Origin of the sequence: Streptomyces sp. NBC_01390 (genome assembly GCF_045040105.1) — a bacterium.
GTDB lineage: Bacteria > Actinomycetota > Actinomycetes > Streptomycetales > Streptomycetaceae > Streptomyces.
The window spans coordinates 8,653,070-8,676,232 of sequence record NZ_CP109551.1 but is presented as its reverse complement, the minus strand read 5'-3'; the positions used below and the strand labels follow the sequence as shown (position 1 = coordinate 8,676,232).

General features: G+C 70.8%; 17 protein-coding genes. 6 read left to right on the top strand and 11 right to left on the bottom strand.

Translation table 11 applies throughout. The features are described 5' to 3' along the window. Positions 1-244: 244 nt before the first annotated feature. From OG241_RS39130 to OG241_RS39115, 4 genes are all read right to left on the bottom strand, one after another. Positions 245-748, bottom strand: coding sequence for an ATP-binding protein (locus tag OG241_RS39130; RefSeq protein ID WP_405822373.1), 504 nt, complete (start codon positions 746-748; stop codon positions 245-247). 273 nt (positions 749-1,021) lie between these two features. Continuing rightward, positions 1,022-1,789, bottom strand: a complete 768-nt coding sequence (locus OG241_RS39125; protein ID WP_405822371.1) for an enoyl-CoA hydratase/isomerase family protein — start codon at positions 1,787-1,789, stop codon at positions 1,022-1,024. 99 nt (positions 1,790-1,888) lie between these two features. Next, positions 1,889-3,175 carry an Ig-like domain-containing protein gene (locus OG241_RS39120; RefSeq protein WP_405822369.1) on the bottom strand — a complete coding sequence of 429 codons (1,287 nt, stop codon included), beginning with the start codon at positions 3,173-3,175 and terminating at the stop codon, positions 1,889-1,891. A 231-nt stretch (positions 3,176-3,406) separates the two neighbouring features. Beyond that, a complete protein-coding gene (locus OG241_RS39115; RefSeq protein ID WP_405822368.1) occupies positions 3,407-4,648 on the bottom strand; it encodes an Ig-like domain-containing protein in 1,242 nt (413 codons plus the stop codon). 219 nt (positions 4,649-4,867) lie between these two features. On the opposite strand from OG241_RS39115, the gene glgX reads away from it, so the two are divergent. Then, on the top strand, positions 4,868-7,183 hold the full coding sequence (gene glgX / locus OG241_RS39110; protein WP_405822366.1) for a glycogen debranching protein GlgX: 2,316 nt from the start codon (positions 4,868-4,870) through the stop codon (positions 7,181-7,183). 89 nt (positions 7,184-7,272) lie between these two features. Here glgX and OG241_RS39105 read toward each other — a convergent pair whose 3' ends face one another. The 7 genes from OG241_RS39105 to OG241_RS39075 form a co-directional block, all read right to left on the bottom strand. After that, a complete protein-coding gene (locus OG241_RS39105) occupies positions 7,273-7,767 on the bottom strand; it encodes a GNAT family N-acetyltransferase (protein ID WP_405822364.1) in 495 nt (164 codons plus the stop codon). Further along, positions 7,755-8,435, bottom strand: a complete 681-nt coding sequence (locus tag OG241_RS39100) for a GNAT family N-acetyltransferase (protein ID WP_405822362.1) — start codon at positions 8,433-8,435, stop codon at positions 7,755-7,757. The genes OG241_RS39105 and OG241_RS39100 overlap by 13 nt, the downstream gene beginning before the upstream one ends. After that, positions 8,432-8,773 carry a hypothetical protein gene (locus OG241_RS39095; RefSeq protein ID WP_405826682.1) on the bottom strand — a complete coding sequence of 114 codons (342 nt, stop codon included), beginning with the start codon at positions 8,771-8,773 and terminating at the stop codon, positions 8,432-8,434. Before OG241_RS39095 ends, OG241_RS39100 begins: the two co-directional genes overlap by 4 nt. Before the next feature lie 153 nt (positions 8,774-8,926). Further along, on the bottom strand, positions 8,927-9,586 hold the full coding sequence (locus OG241_RS39090) for a response regulator (RefSeq protein ID WP_405822360.1): 660 nt from the start codon (positions 9,584-9,586) through the stop codon (positions 8,927-8,929). Further along, the gene (locus OG241_RS39085; RefSeq protein ID WP_405822359.1) at positions 9,576-10,841 is read right to left on the bottom strand and encodes a sensor histidine kinase; all 1,266 of its coding nucleotides are present in this window, start codon (positions 10,839-10,841) and stop codon (positions 9,576-9,578) included. The genes OG241_RS39090 and OG241_RS39085 overlap by 11 nt, the downstream gene beginning before the upstream one ends. 121 nt (positions 10,842-10,962) lie before the next feature. Continuing rightward, positions 10,963-11,697: an ABC transporter permease gene (locus tag OG241_RS39080; protein WP_405826681.1), complete on the bottom strand. Its 735-nt coding sequence runs from the start codon at positions 11,695-11,697 to the stop codon at positions 10,963-10,965. A 50-nt stretch (positions 11,698-11,747) separates the two neighbouring features. Further along, positions 11,748-12,653, bottom strand: a complete 906-nt coding sequence (locus OG241_RS39075; RefSeq protein ID WP_405822357.1) for an ABC transporter ATP-binding protein — start codon at positions 12,651-12,653, stop codon at positions 11,748-11,750. A 182-nt stretch (positions 12,654-12,835) separates the two neighbouring features. Between OG241_RS39075 and OG241_RS39070 the strand changes: the two genes are divergently transcribed. From OG241_RS39070 to OG241_RS39050, 5 genes are all read left to right on the top strand, one after another. Continuing rightward, positions 12,836-14,707 carry an ABC transporter ATP-binding protein gene (locus OG241_RS39070; protein ID WP_405822355.1) on the top strand — a complete coding sequence of 624 codons (1,872 nt, stop codon included), beginning with the start codon at positions 12,836-12,838 and terminating at the stop codon, positions 14,705-14,707. After that, on the top strand, positions 14,704-16,608 hold the full coding sequence (locus OG241_RS39065; protein ID WP_405822354.1) for an ABC transporter ATP-binding protein: 1,905 nt from the start codon (positions 14,704-14,706) through the stop codon (positions 16,606-16,608). The genes OG241_RS39070 and OG241_RS39065 overlap by 4 nt, the downstream gene beginning before the upstream one ends. A gap of 64 nt (positions 16,609-16,672) precedes the next feature. Beyond that, entirely contained in the window at positions 16,673-18,433 is a 1,761-nt protein-coding gene (locus OG241_RS39060) for an ABC transporter transmembrane domain-containing protein (protein WP_405822352.1), read from the top strand. A 287-nt stretch (positions 18,434-18,720) separates the two neighbouring features. Next, the gene (locus OG241_RS39055) at positions 18,721-20,505 is read left to right on the top strand and encodes an ABC transporter ATP-binding protein (RefSeq protein ID WP_405822350.1); all 1,785 of its coding nucleotides are present in this window, start codon (positions 18,721-18,723) and stop codon (positions 20,503-20,505) included. Between the two features lie 236 nt (positions 20,506-20,741). Continuing rightward, the gene (locus OG241_RS39050) at positions 20,742-22,817 is read left to right on the top strand and encodes a M4 family metallopeptidase (protein ID WP_405822348.1); all 2,076 of its coding nucleotides are present in this window, start codon (positions 20,742-20,744) and stop codon (positions 22,815-22,817) included. Positions 22,818-23,163 lie beyond the last annotated feature (346 nt).

The window sequence follows — 23,163 nt, the reverse complement described above, 5'->3', positions numbered from 1 at the left end:
GATCGGCGGCCCGCCCATGCCGCTCGACAGCCCCGAACCCAGCAGCGTCGGGCCGAGCAGTCTCGGCCCGGCAGCATCGGGCCAGGCGGCGTCGAACCCGCCACCTCGAACCCAGTCGCCACCCAACCCACCGCCTCGAACCGACGCGCACCCAGACCCGACGCCTCGAACCCGGTCGCCACCCAACCCACCGCCTCGAACCGACGCGCACCCAGACCCGACGCCTCGAACCCGGAGGTACCGCCTACCGGTCGGCGACCCGCATCTCGAACCACGTCGTCTTGCCGCGCGGCAGCAGGTCGACGCCCCATCGGTCGGAGAGCTTGTCCACCAGCATCAGTCCCCGCCCGCTGATGTCCATCTCCTGAACCGGCATCAGACAGGGCAGTCCTCGCGAGGGGTCCCGGACCTCCACCCGGATCCAGCCGCGACGCCGGTGCATCCGCAGGCCGAACACCCGCGCGCCCGTGTGTCGGACCGCGTTGCCGACCAGTTCGGAGACGAGCAGGACCGCGTCCTCCGTCATTTTGGGGCTCAGCCCCCACTGGCGCAGCACGACGACCTGGGCGAGGCGGCGCGCGGTGGCGGCGGATTCGGGGCGGGACGGCAGCGGAACCTCGGCTTCCGTCGGGTTTCCGAACAATTCGAGCGCCTTGAGGGCCCGTTCGTCCTCGACCGCAGGCGACCACCGCGCCGCCGTCGCACGGCCGTGTCCCCGCGGCTGTTCCATGCCCTCCAGCCCCGCCATGCCCCCATCATGGCCGCCCACGCCGCCCTCGGGGGCCGTTCCGGAGGAATACGCCCCCCGGAACGCGTCATTCCGAATAGGCCGTCCGGCATATGTCGTTGGCATTTCGGCAGCTTCCACAGCCCCTGTGACCTGCGGCGGAAGCTCACTTTCAGGCAAGCGACAGGCCCCCTCGTCAACGCAGGCTCAAGGCTGACTCAAGGCTCCCATAAAACCGCTCCTTCGAGGGACCCGTACAAGACAACGTGTCAACCACGAGCGCCTCGACGGAAGTCAGAGAAACTTCGCCTTTCCGGGGCCCTCCTCCACAAAGCTGCGCATCCCGATCTCCCGGTCCTCCGTCGCGAACAGGCCCGCGAACCAGTTCCGTTCAATCGCGAGCCCTGTCTCCAGGTCCGTCTCCAGACCCGCGTCGATCGACTCCTTCGCCGCGCGCAGTGCGATCGCCGGTCCCTGCGCGAGCTTCGCCGCCCAGGCGTGCGCCTCGGTGTACACGTCGGCGGCCGGTACCACGCGGTCCACCAGACCGAGTGACAGCGCTTCGTCCGCCTTGACCATCCGTCCGGTGAAGATCAGGTCCTTGGCCCTGGAGGGGCCGATCAGCCGGGAGAGCCGCTGTGTACCGCCCGCGCCGGGGATCACTCCCAGCAGGATCTCCGGCTGACCGAGTTTCGCGTTGTCGCCCGCGATGCGGTAGTCCGCGCAGAGCGCCAACTCGCAGCCGCCGCCGAGCGCGTAGCCGGTCACCGCGGCGACGACGGGCTTGGGGATACGGGCGACGGCGCTGAAGGAGTCCTGCAGGTCCCTGGCCCGGGCGACCATCGCCGCGTGGTCCATGGCCTGCATCTCCTTGATGTCCGCGCCGGCCGCGAACACCTTCTCCCCGCCGTACACGACGACCGCCCGTACGTCGTCCCGGCGGGTGGCCTCCTCCGCGAGCTCCTTGAGGCGGTCCTGGGTGGCGACGTCCAGCGCGTTCATGGGCGGCCGGTCCAGCCGGATCGTGCCGACGCCTTCGGCGACTTCGAGATGCACAGTCATGGAGGCAGGTTAACGACAACTAACGACAACGGGCCCGGTGCGGTCGGTCACACCGGGCCCCACGACGACGGAAGACAACGTAAGTCGACGTAAACGCGATTACGCCTTCCACTTCTCCCAGGACATGTTCCAGGCGTTGAGGCCGTTGTCCGGGTCGACGATCCGGTCGTTGGAGTTCTTCACGATCACCACGTCGCCGATCATCGACCGGTTGAAGAACCAGGCCGCCGACACTCCGCTGTCGTAGCCGCCGCGCACGTCCCGCAGGCCGATGCAGCCGTGGCTGGCGTTGTAGTTGCCGAAGGCGTTGCCGCCCCAGTAGTTGCCGTGGATGAAGGTGCCGGAGTTGGTCAGGCGCTGGGCGTGCGGGACGTCCTTGATGTCGTACTCGCCGCCGTAGCCGACCGTCTCGCCGTTCATCCGGGTCACCTCGAGGCGCTCGGTGATGACCATCTGGCCGTTCCAGGTGTCGTACCCGGGCTTGCCGGTGGTGACGGCGATGGTCTTGATGACCTTGCCGTCCCGTCGTACGACCATCTTCTTGGTCTTGACGTCGACCGTGGAGACCTGGCTGCGGCCGATGGTGAAGGAGACCTTCTTGGCCTGCTTGCCGTAGACGCCGGGGCGTCCCTCGACGCCGTCCAGGGCGAGGGTGACGGTGACCTTCGTGCCCGGCGCCCAGTACTTCTCCGGGCGGAAGTCGAGGCGGTCGTTGCCGAACCAGTGGCCCTCGACGTCGACGGCCGGCTCGGTCTTGACGGTGATGGCCTTCTCGACGTCCTCGGGGTGCGTGATGCCCCGGGTGAAGCGGACCGAGAACGGCATGCCCACGCCGACCTTCGAACCGTCCTCGGGCGTGAACGTACCGACGAAGGTGTTCTTCGGGGTGAGGGTGGTGAAGGAGGACTCCTCCGCCGCCGTACGGCCCTCGGTGTCCTTCGCCACCACGTGCACCTTGTACGTGGTCGACGCGGCGAGATGCGTCGCGGGCGCCCACTTGGTGTCGCCGGCGGTCAGCGCGCCCGCGACCGCGTTGCCCTTGGAGTCCTCGACCTTGACCTCGGTCAGCTTGCCCTTCGCGGCGCTGATGTTGAGGGCGCCGCTGGTGTCCACGGACTTCGCGCCGTCCTTGGGCGCGATGGTGACGACCGCCTGCGACTGCTGGGTCTCCGCGGTGGTGGAGTCCTTGCCCTTGGGCTTGGCGTCGTCGGACCCGGAGTCCGAGCCGCCGCCCCCGCCGCACGCGGTCACGGCGACGAGCACCACACCTGCGAGCAGCGCCAGTGGACCTCTGCTCCCCCGTATCCCGCTCACTCGTATCCGGCTTCCCCGTGCCCCGCCCTGTCGTGCCGCAGCCGAAGCCCCCGATATCGGTCGCGCGTTCAAGCTGGTCTCCCCTCCCCGTGGCCTGGTCCAGGCCCGCTTCCCCGGCGCGTCCCACGCACCCGGCCGCATATTAAGCACAAGGTCACACCCCCTGGCGGCCCCGGAAGGTCACTGTTTCGTCCCAACATCATCAGATAGTCGGACCTGACTGTTCACATGACTCAACTGACCGCCGGCGACCGTCACAGCTCACTGGCGACCACCGCTTTCCTCAACTCCCGCAACTCCCGGCTATTTCACGGCAGTGCCCGCCTTCCACTCCTTCCAGTCCATGTTCCAGCCGCCGAGCCCGTTGTCGGGAGCGACGTTCTTGTCCTTGCTGTGGACGACCTCGACGACGTCGCCGACCAGGCTCCGGTCGAAGAACCAGCCCGCCGGACTGTCCGAACTGCCGCCCTTCACATCCTTCAGCCCGACGCAGCCGTGACTGACGTTGGTGTTGCCGAAGGCGTCCGGCGCCCAGTAGTTGCCGTGCAGGAAGGTCCCGGAGGTGGTCAGCCGCATCGCGTGCGGCACGTCCGGGATGTCGTACTCGCCCCGGCCGTCCTTCTTCTTGAAGCCGACCGTGGCACCGTTCATCCGGGTCAGTTCCAGCATCTCGCTGACCACCATTTTCCCGTTGTACGTCGTGGACTTCGGCGCCCCCGCCGTGATCGGCACCGTGGCGAGCAGTGCGCCGTCGCGCCGCACCTCCATGGTGTGCGCGGTGGCGTCGACGAGCGAGACCTGACTTCGGCCGACGGTGAACGTGAACGTCTTGTACTGGATCCCGTAGACCCCCGGCGCCCCCTCGACGTCCCGCAGCGCGAGGTCGACGGTGACCTTGGTGCCGGGCGCCCAGTACTCCTCGGGCCGGAAGTCGACGCGGTCGTCGCCGAACCAGTGCGGGCGGATCTCGACGGCGGGCTCGGCGGTGACGTGGATCGCGCGTTCGACGGCCGCGCGGTTCTGGATCCCCCGGTTGAACTCCAGCGACACGATCATTCCGGTGCCGACGGTGGAGCGGTTCTCCGGGACGACGTATCCGATGAACCGCTCATCGGGCACGTACGTGGTGAAGGTCGTGTGCCGGGCCGAACGGCGGCCGTGGGCGTCGAGCGCCACGACGTCGACCGTGTATCTGGCGGCCAGCGCGAGCCGCGCGTCGTCGGGCCGCCAGGACAGCCCGTCCTCGGAGATCCGGCCGGGCACCGCCGACTCCTGCGCGTCCTGCGCCCTGACGACCTTCACCGACTCCAGGCGCCCGCTGGGCACCCGTACGAGAAGGGGGTTGTCGGGGCGCACGGAGCGACTGCCGTCGTCCGGCGAGACGCGGATCACGTCCATCGGTGCCCGGGCTTTCCCGAACACCGAGTCCACCCCTACCACCCCCTCCGAAGTGCAGCCGGCTGCTCCGGCCAGCAGTCCTGCCCATGTCAGTACGGCGGCCAGCCCGGCCCTCGCGCGCCGAGCGCGCCCAGTTACGTGCCTCACGCTGACCCCAACGACGCGGCCCGCCCCGGGGAAACGTGAGTGCGAGCCACGCTCTGGGCAGAACAGGGGGGAGAAACGACGCGAAGAGCGACGCGACAGGGCTCTGCGGCCGGGACGCCGCACACTTGTTCTCGTTGTACGGGTTTCGTTTCACTCGTTCCACCTGTTCCATCTGTTCCACCCGTTCCATCCGTTCCACGAGTCGCGGGAGGCGGAGAGGTGTCCAGCGCAGCCGAGCAGAAGGCGGTCGCGAACGAGCGCGCCGTCGAGGAGAGGCGCCCCGAAGCCGTGTTGCCAGACACCGACGTCACCACTGACGTCACCACCGACCCCGCGCCGAACGGCGTGCCACGCGCCGCGCTGCCCTCCGTGCCCGTGTGGCCGGGGACGCCCATGCCGCTGGGCGCGCGTTTCCGCACCGGCCCGGACGGCGTGTCGGGCACCAACTTCGCGCTGTGGGCGGGTGGGGCGGAGGCGGTGGAGCTGTGCCTGTTCGGCCAGGTGGAAGGTGGCGGGGAGGTGGAGACCCGCGTCCCCCTCACCGAACTGACGCACGAGATCTGGCACGGCTTCGTGCCCGGGGTCATGCCGGGCCAGCGGTACGGCTACCGCGTGCACGGCCGCTGGGACCCGTGGACCGGCGCCCGCTGGAACCCGGCGAAGCTGCTCCTGGACCCGTACGCCCGTGCGGTGGACGGCGATTTCGACCTGCCCCCCGAGGTGTACGGGCATGTCCGTGACTGGCCCCAGCAGCAGGTCGCGGACACCGTGCGCGACGACCGGGACTCGGCGCCGTTCGTCCCGAAGGGCGTCGTCGTCCACGACGACGCCCCCGACGACGAGTGGGCGGACGACCGCCGCCCGAAAACGCCGTGGGCGGACTCGGTGATCTACGAGGTCCACGTCAAGGGCTTCACCAAGCTGCACCCGGGCATCCCGGAGGAGCTCCGGGGCACCTACGCCGGCCTGGCGCATCCGGCGGCGATAGAACATCTGACGAAGCTGGGCGTGACGGCGGTCGAGCTGCTGCCGGTGCACCAGTTCGCGCACGAGGACCATCTGCTGCGCCGGGGCACGAAGAACTACTGGGGCTACAACTCGATCGGCTACTTCGCCCCGCACGCGGGCTACGCGGCGACGGGTACGGCGGGCCAGCAGGTCGGCGAGTTCAAGCGCATGGTGCGCGCACTGCACGCGGCGGGTATCGAGGTCATCCTCGACGTGGTCTACAACCACACGGCGGAGGCGGACGAACACGGCCCGACGCTGTCCCTGCGGGGCATGGACAACCGGGGCTACTACCGGCTGCAGAACGACGCTCGCCGGTACACGGACTACACGGGCTGCGGAAACACGCTCCACGTGGTCCAGCCGCACGTACTGCGCCTGATCACCGACTCGTTGCGGTACTGGGTGACCGAGATGGGGGTGGACGGCTTCCGGTTCGACCTGGCGGCGGCCCTGGCCCGCTCGATGCACGACGTCGACATGCTCTCGCCCTTCCTCGCGGTGATCGCCCAGGACCCGGTGCTGAGGCGGGTGAAACTGATCGCGGAGCCCTGGGACGTCGGTTCGGGCGGCTACCAGGTCGGCGCGTTCCCACCCCTCTGGACGGAGTGGAACGACCGCTATCGCAATGCCGTACGGGACTTCTGGCGGGGCGCGCTGCCGGACGTACGGGACCTCGGCTACCGCCTGTCGGGGTCGAGCGACCTGTACGCGTGGGGCGGCCGGCGCCCGTACGCCTCGGTCAACTTCGTCACGGCGCACGACGGTTTCACTCTGCGGGACCTGGTGTCGTACGAGCGCAAGCACAACGAGGCCAACGGGGAGGGCAACCGGGACGGCACGGACGACAACCGCGCCTGGAACTGCGGCACGGAGGGAGAGACGGACGACGAGCGCGTACGGGCGCTGCGGCGGCGCCAGTTGAGGAACCTGCTGACAACTCTGCTGCTGTCGACGGGCGTTCCGATGCTGGTCGCGGGCGACGAACTGGGGCGCACCCAGGGCGGCAACAACAACGCGTACTGCCAGGACAACGAGATCAGCTGGCTGGACTGGAGTCTCCTGGAGGACCCGGGCTGGCGCGCACTGACCGAACTCACCGCGCGTCTCATCGAGTTGCGGCACCGGCATCCCGTACTGCGCCGCCGGGCGTTCTTCTCCGGCCGGGCCCGTTCGGCGGACGGCCTGCGGGACCTGGCCTGGTTCACGGCTCGGGGCGCGGAGATGACGGAAGGGGACTGGTACGCGCCGGCGGCGACCCTGGGCATGTATCTCTCGGGGCGTGACATCCCGGGCCGGGACGCGCGGGGCGCCCCGATCGTCGACGACAGCTTCCTGGCCGTGCTCCACGCGGGCGACCGCCCGACGAGCTTCGTGCTGCCGGGGGCGCCCTGGGCGGACCGGTACGAGGTCATCGTCGACACCTCCCGGGAGGAGCAGGGAGCGGCGCCGGGGGTCGGGTACCGGGCCGGGGAGGAGATCGAGGTGCCGGGGCGGGCCGTGCTGTTGCTGCGTGTGGTGGAGTGAAGGACAAGAGGGGCGGGCTGTTGGCGTACCCGGCCTGATCCGGGATCCGGGCGCCTCCCTTCGATCCGTCCACTTCACCTGCGCGGTGTTCAGAGTGTCAGGTCGCGTCGGTACCAGATGCCCGGCCTGCCGCCGACGTCTGCCGGGTCGGCCGGCCCGACCGGGACGAATCCGGCGTTGGTCAGCACCTTCCGGGACGCGGCGTTCTCACGGGCCGCGGCCGCCGTCAGGGTGCGCAGGCCGTGCCGCGACGCCGCCAGCCGGCACAGTTCCCGAACGGTCGCGGTCGCCACGCCTCGGCCGGCGACCCGCTCCGCGACCCGGTAGCCGAGCCGGGCGGTGCCGTCCTCCAGGTCGTACAGGTTGAACCTGCCGTGCACCGAGCCGTCCTCGGCGACCAGCAGGTAGAAGGCGCAGACGCCGTCGTCCTGCTCGGCCAGCAAGGCGTCGTAGCTGTCGGCGAACCGGTCGAAGTACTCGTCGCCGCGGTCGGAGACCGCAGCGGCGAAGTAGGCGCGGTTGGCCAGCTCGAAGGCCAGGACCGCCGGCGCATGACCGGCGTCCAGCCGCTTCAGCTCGGCCATCGCCCGACCCGTGAACCCGATGAATCCGGTGCACTCTGGGCGCCGCGTTCGCGAGCGCGTGCGAGGCGTTGTTCGAGCCCCTTCCGGCAGGTCGGCCATTCCTCCGCGATGATCGAGAAGATCGCGGAGTCACGCAGGCGGCCCTCCTCGCCCGGTGCCCATGAGCGGGACCAGTTCCTCAGTACGCCCTCGAAGCGCGCGCCCGCCTTTTCGATCGCGGCCCGTGAACGGCCGTTGCGGGCGTCCGTCTTCAGGTCGACGCGGGCCACGCCCCAGTTCTCGAACGCGTGCCGGAACAGCAGGTACTTGGCCTCGGTGTTCAGCCCGGTGCCCTGCGCGGAGGCCGCGAGCCAGGTGAAGCCGACCTCGATCGCGGAGACGCTGCCGTCCTCCAGCCACCGTCGCGGTTCCCAGTAGGCCGTGACCCCGACCGCGCGCCCCGAGGCCCGGTCCACCTGCGCGTACGGAGCCAGTAGCCCCGCGGAGGCGCGGGCGAGCTGGGCGTCGATGTACTCGCCGACCTCGGCCGCCCTCGGCACCCAGGTGAACCGGTACGAGTCACGGTCCTCCTCCGCCGCGGCGGCCAGGTCCGGCGTGTGCCTGTGGTCCAGTGGCTCCAGGCGTACGAGTGAGCCCTCCAACAGCGGTCCGTCCAGCGTGGAACTCATCGTGTTTCACCGATCCCTGACAGGCTCACGTCGTCGTCGAGGAGGCGGAGCAGTACGGCGGCCTCCGCACGGAGTCGCGCGGCCCGGTCGGCGTGCGCGGGCGCGGTCAACTGCGCTGCGGCTTCGAGCCGTTCGGCGGCCTCGGCGCGTACGACGTCCAGCACGGCGCCCTCGCTCAGCTCGCGCCGCGCCGCTTCGGTGGCGCCGGCGCCCACCGGCGACAACTCGAGCGCCACGCCTCGCAGTTCGGCTTCGTCCACGGGCGCCGCCTCGGCGTTGTCCAACGCCCCGAGTGTCGCGCGCAGGGCACTGACCGCGACCTTGTCACGGGCGCGCATCGCTTCGGGCAGGGCTTGGCGCATACGAAGACGTAGGGACATGCGCCCGACCTTATGGCGGCGCCACGGGACCCTCAACATGATTCTCGACGTGCTTGTCCACGTGGCTCTCCACGTGATGAGGGCCCGTCCGTCGGGTCGGGTCGGGACGGGTCAGCCCAGGATGCCCCGCTCGTACGCCGTCGCCACCGCCGCCGCGCGGTCCTTGACGCCCAACTTGCCGTACAGGTGGGTGAGATGGGTCTTCACCGTGGCCTCGCTGATGAACAGGACGCGGGCGATCTCCCGGTTCGACGTGCCCTTGGCGACCAGGGCCAGAACCTCGCGCTCGCGGGCCGAGAGGGGCTCGTTCCCCGGGGTGCGGACCGCCGAGACCAGGCGGGAGGCCACCGCCGGGGAGAGGACCGTGCGGCCCTGGGCGGCCGCCCGTACCGCCGTGAAGAGTTCGTCCCGCGGCGCGTCCTTCAGGAGGTAGCCCGTCGCGCCCGCCTCGATCGCGGGGAGGGTGTCCGAGTCCGTGTCGTACGTCGTCAGGACGAGGATCTTCGCCCGGGACCGGCGTCGGGTCAGTTCGGCGATGGCGTCGACTCCGCCGCCGCCCGGCATCCGCAGGTCCATCAGGACGACGTCGGGGTCGAGGGCGCCGGCCTGTTCGACCGCCTCGACGCCGTTCGAGGCCTCGCCGAGGACCGCGAAGTCCGGCGCCGACTCGAACATGCCGCGCAGCCCGTCCCGTACGACGGGATGGTCGTCGACGATGAGGAGGGTGATGGGCACGGTGGCGGGTGCGGCGGTGGGTGTGTCAGTGGTCATGGGGGACCAACGGTACGCGCGCCGAGACGGCCGTGCCGTGACCCGGCTCGGACTCCAGGGTGAGCGCGCCCGCGACGCGTTCGGCGCGGGCCCGCATGCCGTCGAGGCCGAAGCCACCGGTGCCGGTGCGGGCGCGGACCGCGAGCGGGTCGAAGCCCTCGCCGTCGTCGCGGATGTCGAGGATCACCTCGTCGCCGAGGAAGGTCAGGGTGACGCCGGCCCGTGACGCGCGGGCGTGGCGGGAGGTGTTCGACAGGGCTTCCTGGGCGATGCGCAGAAGGGTCGCCGCGAGCTCCGCGTGGAGTTGTCGCGCCGGTCCGGTGACCGTGAACTCGGCCCGTATGCCCGTGCGTTCGGCCCAGTCCGCGACCGTGTTCTTCAGGGCGCCCGGCAGGTCGTCGCTCTCCAGGGCCACGGGGGCGAGGTTCTGCACGGAGCGGCGGGCCTCGCCGAGGCTGTGCCGGGCCAACTTCATCGCGCGGTCCGTGTGTTCGCGCGCCAGGGCGCGGTCCGGGGTGTTCGTCACCACCTGGAGCTGGGCGATGATCCCGGTCAGGCCCTGGGCGATCGTGTCGTGGATCTCGGCGGCCAGTCGGCGGCGTTCGTCCGCGACGCCCGCTTCCCTTGCCTGGAGGAGGAGTTGGGAGTGCAGGGAGGCGTTTTCGTCGAGCGCCTGCTGCAACGCCGTGTTGGTGCGTTCGAGTTCGATGATGGTGGCGGCCCGGTCGCGGGAGCGCTGCTCCTCCTGCTCGGTGGCGTGGGCGACCAGCGCCTGCAGGCCGAAGTTGACGGCCAGCAGCCCGGCGAACGCGGCCCACTGGCCCCCGCTCTCGAACGGCGGCCCGCCCGCCTGCGCGCCGGCCACGGTGACCGCGCTGGCGAACAGCCCGAGCCGTCGCCACATCCCGGGGATCGTTTCGTCGGCGTCCATGTAGCCGGCGGCCGCGTAGAACGCGAAGAGCGGGTTGATCCAGGTAAGCAGGAAGGCGATCGCCCAGCGGACGACGTAGTACGCCGTCCCCGCCCGGGACGGGGTCCGGCCACGGTCGCCCCGGCGGGAGCGGAGGCCGTGCCACCAGAGCTGGAGCGCGAGCGCGGCGCCGACGAGGACCCCGGCGGCCCGCCATTCGGCGGGGCCGTCGATCAGCTCGGCGGAGACGCCCGCGAGGACCGCGCTGACGCCGAGCAGCCCGTACGGGCCCCAGATGTGCAGTTGCTCCATGCGCCGGTCGAGCTGTGTGTCCGCCGCGGTCATGTGCCCAGTCTGCACGGAAGTCCGCGCGACGGTCCGCACGAAGGTCCGTACGGAGGTCCGCACAGGGGTCCGCGTCGAAAGCCGCACGGACCGTCGGCCGTCCACTGCTCCCACCGGTCCGCTACTCCCACCGGAACCAGCGGGCGGCGCCCGCCGTCAGCAGCACCGTCCAGGCCACCAGCACGCCCAGGTGGTCCCAGCCGGGCCAGTCCCCCGCCGCCGCCCGGTTCAGCGCCTCGGCCGCCGCACCGAACGGGGTCCAGCCGACGATCCTGGCCAGCACGTCCGGCATGGTCTGCACCGGCGCCCACACACCCGCGCAGAACATCGCCGGGAAGAACGCGGCCGTGCCGATGGCGCCCGCGACCTTCGTCGTCCGGGACAGCGCGGAGATCACCGCGCCGAGCGCGAGTGCGGCCAGGACGGTCAGGAGGAGGGCCAGGGCGTAGCCGAAGGGCTGCCGTGGCAGTCGTACGTCGAACGCGAACCGGCCGACACCGAGGGCGAGCAGCGACGACGCCAGGGCGGCCCCGCCGTACACCAGCATCTGCGCGAGGAGGAGGGCTGCCGGGCGGACCGGGGTGGTGGACATCCGGCGCAGGATGCCGCGCTCGCGGTAGCCGGTGAGGGTCTGCGGCATGGACTGGAGCCCGCCGACGAGCAGCCCGAGCAGCACGGCCACCGGCACGTACACGTCGATGGTCCGCAGGCCGCCCAGGTCGGCCTGCGCGTCGCCGAAGGAGGGGATCGAGCCGAGGATCACCAGGAGGAGCGTCGGGAACAGCAGGATCCAGAAGAGTGCGCCGGGTTCGCGGCTGATCAGCCGGATCTCGGTCCGCAGGACAGCGGTGTTCAGTACCGCGGTGTTCGGTACCGGGGTGTCGGCGACGGGCGTGTTCACGGCGCTCATGCCGCTTCCTCCTTCGTGAGGTCCAGGAACGCGTCGTCCAAGGTGGCGTCGGTGACGCGGAGTTGGTGGGCGGTGACATGGCTGCGGGCGAGGAGGGTGATGACGGCGTTGACGGTCTCGTCGGTGCCGGAGAGGGTGACGCGGCCGTCCCTGTAGTCGACGGACGCGAGCGCCGGAAGCGCGTTCAGATCGTCCTCGGACAGCGGCGCGGACGGTGTGAAACTGATCACGGTGGCGCCCGCCGAGCGGCGGATCAGGCCGGCCGGGGTGTCCAGGGCGGCGATCCGCCCCTTGTCGATCACCGCGATCCTGTCGCACAGCCGCTGCGCCTCCTCCATGAAGTGCGTGACCAGGAGGACGGTCACCCCGCTCGCCCGGACGTCCTCGATGAGCTGCCAGGTGTCCCGGCGGGCGCGGGGGTCGAGGCCCGTGGTCAGCTCGTCGAGGACCACGACCCGGGGGTTGCCGATGAGGGCGAGCGCGATGAACAGGCGCTGTTTCTGGCCACCGGAGAGCTTGCCGAACCTGGTGTCGAGCCGGTCGGTCAGGCCGAGGCGCTCGGCGAGCGGGCGCCAGTCGGCCGGGCGCGGATAGAAGGCCGCGTACAGCTCCAGGGCCTCGCGGACGGTCAGCTTGGCCTGCAGTTCGCTCTGCTGGAGCTGGGCGCCGAGGACCCGGCTGGTGGCCGGGCGGTCGGCGACCGGGTCGAGGCCGGTGACCCGGATCCGGCCGCCGTCGGGCACGCGCAGGCCTTCGACGCACTCGACGGTGGTGGTCTTGCCGGCGCCGTTCGGGCCGAGGATGCCGAAGATCTCACCCTCCTCGACGGCGAAGGAGAGGCCGTCCACAACGGGACGGCCGCCGTAGGACTTGTGCAGGTCGTTCACTTCGATGACGGACATGGGATCAGCGTCGCGGTGCGGGCGGGGGCGGCACATCGGCCGACGCGCTCGGAACGGCATCAACCGATCGGTTGATACGCGCGTACGACTCGTCGAACACGCAGGTCGTAGGACCTGCGCCCGACCCGATCCGGGCCAAAACTCGGTAGGCACTGTCAGTGGTGGTCCGTAGGCTCGGCATGATGTCCACGACACGTGCAACCGCAAAGGACCCCGAGGCCCAGGCCGGCCGTTCCGCCGTGCGCACTCTGCTGCGCCTGTGGCCCTTCGTACGGCCGGTACGCGCCCGGCTGTTCGTCGCCGCCCTCGTCGCCGTCCTCGCCTCGTGCATGGGGCTGGTGATCCCGCTCGTCCTGAAGTGGATGGTGGACGGGCCGATCGCCGACCGCGACTCCCGCGGTGTGTGGCTCGGCGCGCTGTGGCTGCTGCTGCTCGGGCTCGGGGAGGCGCTGCTGTTCGGGCTGCGGCGGTGGCTGGTGGCCAGACCGCTCGCCGGGGTCGAGGCGTCCATGCGGGCGGCGCTCTACCGGCGGCTCCAGCGGCTGCCGGTCGCCTTCCACGACCGGTGGCCGTCCGGTCAGCTGCTGTCCCGGGCGACGTCGGACCTGCAGCTGCTGCGGATGTTCCTCGCCTTCCCGCTGACGTTCCTGTTCGTCAACGCGGTGACGATCCTGGTCGGTGTGATCATCATGCTGGTCCAGGACTGGTCGCTCGGGCTGGTGATTCTGGGGCCCGCGATCCCCGTCCTGGTCGTGTGCATCGTCTTCGAGCGGCGCTACCACCTGGTGGCCCGGCGTGCGCAGGACCAGGTCGGTGACCTGACGACGGTCGTCGAGGAGAGCGTGCTCGGCATCCGGATCATCAAGGGGTTCGGGCGGCACCGCAGTCAGGCGCGGGCGTTCCGCGAGTTGTCGGGGACCCTGCGCGGGACCGAGTTGCAGAAGGCGCGGCTGCTGTCGGCGATCTGGGCCGCGATCGTCACGCTGCCGGAACTGGCGATCGGGGCGGCGCTCGTGCTGGGGACCGTGCAGGTCGCCGACGGGGATCTGTCCGCCGGCACGCTGGTCGCCTTCCTGTCGACGGCCCTGGCCCTGCGCTGGCCGGTCGACTCCATCGGCTTCCTCCTCGCGATGAGCCAGGACGCGGCCACCGCCACGGAACGGTACTTCGAGGTGATGGACGAGGATCCGGAGGGTGAGAAGGAGACCCTCCCCGGTGGCACTGACGGCACCAATGGCACCGGATTCTCGGACGGGGACCGTGGGCTGCGCTTCCACGAGGTCTCCTTCCGGTATCCGGACGCCCCCGCTGACTCCCCGCCGGTCCTCGACCGCGTCGACCTCCACATCCGGTCCGGCGAGTCCCTGGCTCTCGTCGGCACGACCGGCAGCGGCAAGACCACGCTCACGGCGCTCGTCCCCCGGCTGCACGAGGTGACCTCGGGGCGCATCACCCTCGATGGCCACGACATCGCCGCCCTGCCCAGGGAAGAGCTGCGTGCCCTGGTCGCCGTCGCCTTCGAGGAACCCACCCTCTTCTCGGCGAGCGTCGGCGAGAACGTCCTCATGGGCGCCGACGACTCGGCGGGCGAGGCCGAGCTGCGGCACGCGCTCTCCGTGGCGCAGGCCGACTTCGTCCACGCGCTGCCGCAGGGCTCGGACACCCAGGTCGGTGAGCAGGGCCTCAGCCTCTCCGGCGGCCAGCGGCAACGGCTCGCGCTGGCCCGGGCGGTCGTGGGCGGGCCCCGGTTCCTCGTCCTCGACGACCCGCTGTCCGCGCTGGACGTGCACACGGAGGCCGCCGTCGAGGCCGCGCTGCGCCGGGTCCTCGCCGACACCACGGCCCTGATCGTGGCGCACCGACCGTCCACGGTCCTGCTCGCCGACCGTGTCGCCCTTCTCTCCGGCGGCCGGATCACCGCCGTGGGCACACATCACGAACTCCTGCGGACGAACTCCGAGTACGCCTGGCTGATGGCCGGCGCGGACGAGGAGACCGACCGCGGTGACTCCCCCCACGGCACCACCGACAGCTTCGAGGAGGCCGCCCGATGACGGCACCCACGACCACCGCGCCGACCCCCGACGACGACGAACGGTCCCTCACTCCGGACGCCGGGCCGGACAGGGGGACTGCCGCCGCGGCTCCCCGGCCGGCCGCTCCCGACGACCCCTTCGACCAGGACGACCTGCCCACTCCCAAGGGCGCCACCGCGACCCTGCTCCGCTCCCTCCTCGCCCCGATGAGGGGCCGTGTCGTCCTCACCGCCGTACTTCTGCTGCTGCAGCAGGCGGCCGTCCAGGCGGGCCCGCTGCTCGTCGCGTACGCCATCGACCGGGGTGTACCGGCCTTCCGGGACAACGACAACGGGCCGCTCGTCGCCGTCGGCGTCGGCTATCTGCTCTGCGCGCTGGCGTCGGGCGGGCTGCAGTACTGGTTCATCTCCGCCGCCGCCCGGGTCAGCCAGGACGCGCTGCTCGATCTGCGCGGGCGTATCTTCCGGCACGCGCAGGCGCTCAGCCTCGACTTCCACGAGCGCTACACCTCGGGCCGGCTCATCTCCCGTTCCACGGCGGATGTCGAGTCGCTGCGCGAGCTGCTGAACGACGGGCTCCAGGAACTCGTCACCATCGCCCTGTCCTTCGCCTACATCTCGGCCGTCCTGCTCTGGCTGGATCTGAGCCTCGGCGTGCTGGCCATCGCCTCCTTCGTGCCCCTCTACCTCCTCGTCCGGCTCTACCAGCGCCGGGCCGGCCGGGTGTACGCGCTGCGGTCCACCGCGATCGCCGCCGTCATCGTCAAGTTCGTCGAGACGATGAACGGCATCCGTCCGGTGCGCGCGTTCCGCCGCGAGGCGGCCAACGACGCGGAGTTCGAGGCCCTCAACCGGCACCACGAGCGGAAGAACGGCGACGCGATCCTGGAGATGGCGCGTTACGTCGTCGGCTCCCGGGTCGTGGCCAACTCCGCTGTGGCGGCGATGGTGTTGTGGGGCGCCCACCGGGTCGCGAACGGCTCGCTGGAGCTGGGCGTGCTGGCCGCCGCCGTGCTGTACCTGCGGCGGCTGTACGACCCCATCGACCGGCTCGGGATGTTCCTCAACTCCTACCAGTCGGCCACCGCCTCCCTGGAGAAGATCTCCGGTCTCCTCGCCCAGACGCCCTCCGTCCCGGAACCGCAGACCCCGCAGGAGCTCCCGGTACTGGAGTCCGAGCACCCGGGTCGTGAGGTCGTCTTCGACGGGGTCCGGTTCGCCTACCGCACCGGCGGCGAGGTACTGCCCCGCTTCGACCTCACCCTTCCGGCCGGGCAGACCGTCGCGGTCGTCGGCTCGACCGGCGCCGGCAAGTCCACCCTGGCCAAGCTGCTCGCCCGCTTCTACGACCCCACCGAGGGGCAGGTCCTGCTCGACGACGTCGACCTGCGCGACCTGTCGGCCGCCGATCTGCGGCGCGGGGTCGTGATGGTGACGCAGGAGGCCTTCCTGTTCTCCGGCAGCGTCGCCGACAACATCGCCATAGGCCGACCGGACGCCGAGCGCGAGGAGATCGAGCGTGCGGCGAAGGCGATCGGCGCCCATGACTTCATCATCGCGCTGCCCGACGGCTACGACACGGACGTACGCAAACGAGGTGGCCGTATCTCCGCGGGGCAGCGCCAACTGGTCGCTTTCGCGCGGGCGTTGCTCGCCGATCCGGCGGTGCTGATCCTCGACGAGGCGACGAGTTCGCTCGACATCCCGGGTGAACAGGCCGTGCAGCGCGCGATGTCGACGGTCCTGAAGGGGCGTACGGCCGTCGTGATCGCGCACCGGCTGTCGACCGTCGAGATCGCCGACCGGGTGCTGGTGATGGAGCACGGACGGGTCGTCGAGGACGGGGCCCCGGCCGAACTCATCGCCGGTACGGGCCGGTTCGCGGATCTGCACCGGGCCTGGCGGGACAGCCTGGCGTGAGTCCGTAACCGAAGCACAGAAGCACAGCACGGAACGGGTAGCAGGAACGGGGAACGGAAGAGCAATGATCGACGCGTACGAGGATCCCGGCACGCCCGACTCCCGTGGCCCCGCCCGTTATCTGGTGTGGCTGGTGCGGCAGCAGTGGCGTCGGTGTGCGCTGGGGGCGCTGCTCGGCAGCACCTGGACGACGCTGATGGCGCTGACGCCGTATCTGCTGTCCCGGGCCGTCGACGACGGTCTCGAACCGGGCGACCAGATCGTGCTGGCAGGCTGGGCGGGCGCGATCCTCGCCGTCGGGACGTTCAGCGCGTGGCTGAGCATCATGCGGCACCGCACCATGACCCGGATCCGGATGGACGCCAACTTCCGTACGGTCAAGGTCGTGATCGGGCAGGCCGTGCGGCTGGGGGCCGCGCTGCCCCGGCAGGTCGGGGCCGGGGAGGTCGTCACGATCGGCGTCGGCGACGTGTCGACGATCGCCCAGTCGCTGACCTTCGTCGGACCGGGCGTCGGCGCGTTCGTCTCCTACTGCGTGGTCGCAGGACTGCTCCTGTCGGTGTCCCCGACGCTCGCAGCCGTGATCCTGCTCGGCATGCCCGTGGTCGCCGTCCTCGTCGGGCCGTTGCTCGGCCGGCTGCAGGGAGTGGAGTCGTCGTACCGGGAACGTCAGGGTGTCCTGACCGCCCGGATCGGGGACCTCTCGGGCGGGCTGCGTGTCCTCAACGGGCTCGGCGGCAAAGGGCTGTTCGCGGACGCGTTCCGGCGTGACTCGCGCCGCCTCCAGGAACAGGGGTACCGGGTCGGGGCGGTGAGCAGCTGGATCCAGGCGTTCGGGGTCGGGCTGCCGACGCTGTTCCTCGCGCTGGTGACCTGGCTCGCGGCCCGGCTGGCCGCCCAAGGGTCCATCAGCGTGGGCGAGTTGGTGTCGGTGTACGGCTATGTCGCCGTGCTGGTCGTGCCGGTGGCGTTCTTCATCGAGTGCGGTTTCCAGATCAGCCGCGCCCTGGTGGCCGCCCGGCGGGTCGTACGGTTCCTGGCGCTGGCCCCCGACGACGACAGCGGTGCGGCCGGCCGGGGGCTGGACGCGCCCGTGTCACCCGCCGCGCTCCACGACCCCGACTCCGGTGTGAGCGCCGTGCCGGGGCGGCTGACGGCGCTCGCCGGCGCCCGGCCCGCCGATGCCGCCGCCGTCGTCGACCGGCTCGGCCGGTTCGCTCCGTCGGCGGTGACCTGGGGTGGCATACGGCTCGATGAGATCGCCCTCGCCCAGGTGCGCGCCCGCATCCTGGTCGCCGACAACGAGGCCGACCTGTTCGCCGGGACTCTGCGTGAACTGGTCTCCGGGCGCGGGGAGTTCGGCGAGGAGGCGATAGCGCGGGCGGTGCGCGCGGCCGTCGCCGACGACATCGTCCTCGGGCTGCCTGACGGGCTGGACTCGGCCATCGACGCCCAGGGCCGCAACCTGTCCGGCGGCCAGCGCCAGCGCGTACGGCTGGTGCGGGCGCTGCTCGCCGATCCCGAGGTACTGCTCGCCGTCGAGCCGACGTCGGCACTGGACGCCCACACCGAGGCGGCCGTCGCGGACCGGCTGCGTGCCGAGCGCGCGGACCGCACGACCGTCGTGGCGTCCACGTCACCCCTGCTGCTGGACCGGGCGGACACCGTGTACTACCTGGTCGACGGCAAGACGGCAGCCGTCGGCAGCCACCAGCGGCTGCTCGCACAGGAACCCGGATACCGGTCCCTGGTGGCGCGTGACGCGGACGAGACCGAGGAGGGAAACAGGCAGGGCCGGGAGGGCATCGAGGAGCCGGTCCGCTGAGCCCCCCGTTCGCCGCACCCATCCAGCCCGGCCCGCACCCCTCAGCCCGTCCGGCGTCTGAGGACGAGGCCCGCACCTCCAGCCCGTCCGGCGTTTGAGGACGAGGCCCGCACCTCCAGCCCGTCCGGCGTTTGAGGACGAGGCCCCTTCAGGGCCGAAAGGGGGGTCTGGGGGCGCAGCCCCCAGGGATGGGACGGGTAGGGGCGGCGGGGGCGAAACCCAGGTCCGTGAACCCCGGCCAACCACACCTCCGACAACACGCCGCCCGACATCAAGGAGCCCACCCCGTGACCGCCCAACTCCCCGTCGCCACAGCAGCGGACGTACGCCGCGCCGCCGCCCGGCTGATCCGGGCCGACAGCCGAGCCTTCGTCGCACTCCTGCTGCTGAACTCCGCCGCCGCCGGCGCCGGCCTCGTCGCACCGTGGCTGCTCGGGCGAATCATCGACGAGGTCCGCGCGGGCGCCGGCGTCTCCGCGGTGGACCGGCTCGGACTGGTCATCGTGGTGTGCGCGGTGGCCCAGTTGCTGCTGGCCCGCTGGGCACGGTACGTCGGGTACCGGTTCGGGGAGCGGACGCTCGGGCGGGTGCGGGAGGAGTTCGTGGACCGGGCGCTCTCGCTGCCCGCGTCGGTGGTGGAGCGGGCCGGGACAGGTGATCTGACGGCCCGGGGGACGGCCGACGTCAGCACGGTCGGCACGACCTTGCGCGACGCCGGGCCGGAGCTGCTGATCGCCTCCGTGGAGTGTCTGTTCATCGTCGGCGCGGTGTTCGCGCTGGACCCGTTGCTCGGCCTGTCCGCGCTGCTCGCGCAGAGCGGCATCTGGTTCGCGCTGCGCTGGTATCTGCGCCGGGCGCGCACCGCATACCTCGCCGAGGGTTCCGCGAACTCCGAAGTGGCCGAAATTCTCTCGGCGACCGCCTCGGGGGCGCGCACGGTCGAGGCGTTCGGGCTTGCGGAGCGACGGGTCGCGGTGAGCCGGGAGGCGCTGGACAACTCCCGGAGCCGACGCCTGTACACGCTGTATCTGCGGACGGTGTTCTTCCCTCCCGTGGAGGTGTCGTACGTCCTTCCGGTGGTCGTCGTACTGGTGGTGGGCGGCGCGTTGCACGGGCAGGGGGCGATCAGTCTGGGCGCGGTCGTGGCAGCGGCCCTGTATCTGCGGCAGTTGGAGTCGCCGCTCGACCAGGTGCTGACGTGGATGGAGCAACTGCAGTCCAGCAGTGCGTCGTTCGCGCGGGTGGAGGGGCTGGGGCGGGCACCGAAGGGCGGGTCGGAGGAGTCGCCGGTACCGGTGCCGGTGGATGACCGGATCGATGTGACGGGGGTGCGGTACGCGTACGACCGTGGGGGCCGCGAGGTGCTGCGCGGGGTCGATCTGACGGTGCGGCCGGGTGAACGGCTCGCGGTGGTGGGGCCGTCGGGTGCCGGCAAGACCACGCTGTGCCGGCTGCTCGCGGGGATCGACGAGCCTCGTTCGGGCACGGTGACCGTGGGCGGCGTACCGATCTCCTCGCTCGGGCCCGAGGAGCTGCGGCGGCAGGTCGTGCTGGTCACGCAGGAGCACCATGTCTTCCTGGGCACGGTCCGGGACAATCTGGTGATCGCCGAACCGGCGGCCACGGACGCCGAGTTGTGGGCGGCGCTGGCCGCTGTCGGCGCCGCCGACTGGGTGCGTGAGCTGCCGGCCGGGCTGGACACCATGCTGGGCCCGGACGGGGAGTCGACCGACGGTTCGCGGGCCCAGCAACTGGCCCTGGCCCGTGTGGTGTTGGCCGACCCGCACACCCTGATCCTGGACGAGGCGACGGCGTTGCTCGATCCGGCGACCGCGCGTCACACGGAGCGCGCGCTGGCCGCCGTACTGGAGGGGCGGACGGTGATCGCCATCGCGCACCGGCTGCACACCGCGCACGACGCGGACCGGGTGGCCGTGATGGAGGAGGGGCTGATCACCGAACTCGGCACGCACGAGGGACTGGTGGCGGCCGACGGGGCGTACGCGGCGCTGTGGTGGTCGTGGCACGGGGAGAGGGAGCAGCAGACGGCTTCTTCGCAAAAGAATGAATAGCCCGCATAGCGAACATGACCAACCGTTCAACGAACCTTTTCCAGCCAACTTATTGACGCGGTCCTGACAGCGTGCGGGCGCACCTGCCACTCTTCCCACGGCACCTTCACAGCGACTCCACAGCAACACCGCTGTGATCCTCGCCGCGCATCCGCACGCACCTGTTCTGCCCCGGACGGACCACCACCGTTCGGTCCCCCCTGGCCGTTGGACCAGCGGCCAAGCAGAAGGAGTCAGTGTTGAGACGCCAGTCCCACAGACGCGCCCCCCACGCCACCTCCACCGAGTTCTCCCGCTCCACCCAGCGACGGGTCGCCGCCGGCGCCCTCGTCGCCGTAACCGCCCTACTGGCAGCGGCAGTTCAGTCTGGTGCCGCCACCGCAGCCCCGGAGAAGGCACCGTCGGCCGCGGGCAAGGTCATACCCGGCGCGGAGTCGCTCAAGCTCTCCCCCGCACAGCGCGCCGCGCTGCTGGCCGACGCCAACGCCACCAAGGTGGAGACGGCCAGGGAACTCGGCCTGGGCGCCAAGGAGAAGCTCGTCGTCCGTGACGTCGTCAAGGACGGCAACGGCACCGTACACACGCGGTACGAGCGCACGTACGAAGGACTCCCCGTCCTCGGCGGCGACCTGGTGGTCGACACCGCCAAGTCGGGTGCCACGAAGGGTGTCGTGAAGGCGACTCGGGCCACCATCAAGGTGGCGTCGACGACGGCCTCCCTGCCCGTCGCGAAGGCGGAGAAGCAGGCGCTGACCGCCGCGAAGGCCGAGGCGGCGAGCCCGAAGCTGAGCAAGGAGCCGAGGAAGGTCATCTGGGCCGCCTCCGGCACCCCGGTGCTCGCGTACGAGACGGTCGTGGGCGGCCTCCAGGAGGACGGCACCCCGAACGAGCTGCACGTCATCACCGACGCGGTCACCGGCAAGAAGCTCTTCGAGTACCAGGGCATCGAGACCGGCACCGGCAACACGGTGTACAGCGGCGCGGTCACCCTCACCACCACGCAGTCGGGTTCGACGTACAACCTGACCGACGGCGCGCGCGGCGGCCACAAGACGTACAACCTGAACCGCGGCTCCTCCGGCACCGGCACCCTCTTCTCGGGCCCGGACGACATCTGGGGCAACGGTCTCGCGTCCAACCTGGAGTCGGCCGGTGCCGACGCCCACTACGGCGCGGCACTCACCTGGGACTACTACAAGAACGTCCAGGGCCGCACCGGTATCAAGGGCGACGGCGTGGGCGCGTACTCGCGCGTCCACTACGGCAACGCGTACGTCAACGCGTTCTGGGACGACAGCTGCTTCTGCATGACGTACGGCGACGGGTCGGGCAACGCCAACCCGCTGACCTCGATCGACGTGGCCGGCCACGAGATGACGCACGGCGTCACCGCGAACACGGCGGGCCTGCTCTACTCGGGTGAGTCCGGCGGCCTCAACGAGGCCACCTCGGACATCTTCGGCACCGCCGTCGAGTTCTACGCCAACAACCCCTCCGACGTCGGTGACTACCTCATCGGCGAGGAGATCAACATCAACGGCGACGGCACGCCGCTGCGTTACATGGACAAGCCGAGCAAGGACGGCGCGTCCAGGGACAGTTGGTACTCGGGGCTCGGATCGCTCGACGTGCACTACTCGTCGGGCCCCGCGAACCACTTCTTCTACCTGCTGAGCGAGGGCAGCGGCGCCAAGACCATCAACGGCGTCAGCTACAACTCGACCACCTCGGACGGGCTTCCGGTGACCGGCATCGGCCGGGACAAGGCGGAGAAGATCTGGTTCCGCGCGCTCAGCACGAAGTTCACGACGAACACCAACTACGCGGGGGCCCGCACCGGCACCCTCGCGGCGGCGGGTGAGCTGTACGGGACGACGAGCGCCGAGTACACGGCCGTGGCGAACGCGTGGGCCGGTATCGCCGTCGGCACGCGTCCGGGCGGTGGCGGCGGCACCGGCACCTCCTTCGAGTCCACGACCGTCGTGTCGATTCCGGACAACGGCGCCGCCGTGACCTCGTCGCTCGCGGTCACCGGCATCACCGGCAACGCGCCCACCAACCTGGTGGTCACGCCGAACATCACGCACACCTGGCGCGGCGACCTCGTCGTCGACCTGGTGGCGCCGGACGGCTCGGTCTACAACCTGAAGCCGTTCAGCTCCTCGGACTCGGCGGACGACGTGACCGAGCCGTACACGGTCAACGCCTCCTCCGAGGTCGCCAACGGGACCTGGAAGCTGCGGGTTCAGGACAAGGCGGCTCAGGACACCGGCAGGATCAACGGCTGGAAGATCACCTTCCCGTCGGCCTGAACATCCCGCGGTTAAGGGCCCGTTCGAACACCGTTCAGGCCCCTTAACGGCAAGGCGCCGCCCCGGTGGAGCAACTCCCCGGGGCGGCGCCGCCTTTACCGCTCATGTGCTGGGCCTTTGTTGCCAACGTGCCCGATCTTGGTCGTCGCTTTACCGAAGCGACGCCGCGTTACATACACGAAACGTTCGCCTCATAGTCGATTTTCAGCCAACATCACTTTGGGGTCCTGACATGTACAGGCCCTCAATGTCACTCTTCCACCGCACGCCGCAGCAGTTACTCCAGCTTCACCACCACCCTCCTGACAGTCACCCCAAGACCGTCAGGAACCCCCACAAAGGAGTC

Coding starts and splice junctions, on each gene's coding strand:
- OG241_RS39060 (WP_405822352.1), top strand. CDS start 16,673: ATGATCGACGCGTACGAGGATCCCGGCACGCCCGACTCCCGTGGCCCC.
- OG241_RS39065 (WP_405822354.1), top strand. CDS start 14,704: ATGACGGCACCCACGACCACCGCGCCGACCCCCGACGACGACGAACGG.
- OG241_RS39105 (WP_405822364.1), bottom strand. CDS start 7,767: ATGGCCGAGCTGAAGCGGCTGGACGCCGGTCATGCGCCGGCGGTCCTG.
- OG241_RS39085 (WP_405822359.1), bottom strand. CDS start 10,841: ATGACCGCGGCGGACACACAGCTCGACCGGCGCATGGAGCAACTGCAC.
- OG241_RS39100 (WP_405822362.1), bottom strand. CDS start 8,435: ATGAGTTCCACGCTGGACGGACCGCTGTTGGAGGGCTCACTCGTACGC.
- OG241_RS39125 (WP_405822371.1), bottom strand. CDS start 1,789: ATGACTGTGCATCTCGAAGTCGCCGAAGGCGTCGGCACGATCCGGCTG.
- OG241_RS39130 (WP_405822373.1), bottom strand. CDS start 748: ATGGCGGGGCTGGAGGGCATGGAACAGCCGCGGGGACACGGCCGTGCG.
- OG241_RS39090 (WP_405822360.1), bottom strand. CDS start 9,586: ATGACCACTGACACACCCACCGCCGCACCCGCCACCGTGCCCATCACC.
- OG241_RS39070 (WP_405822355.1), top strand. CDS start 12,836: ATGTCCACGACACGTGCAACCGCAAAGGACCCCGAGGCCCAGGCCGGC.
- OG241_RS39075 (WP_405822357.1), bottom strand. CDS start 12,653: ATGTCCGTCATCGAAGTGAACGACCTGCACAAGTCCTACGGCGGCCGT.
- OG241_RS39095 (WP_405826682.1), bottom strand. CDS start 8,773: ATGCGCGCCCGTGACAAGGTCGCGGTCAGTGCCCTGCGCGCGACACTC.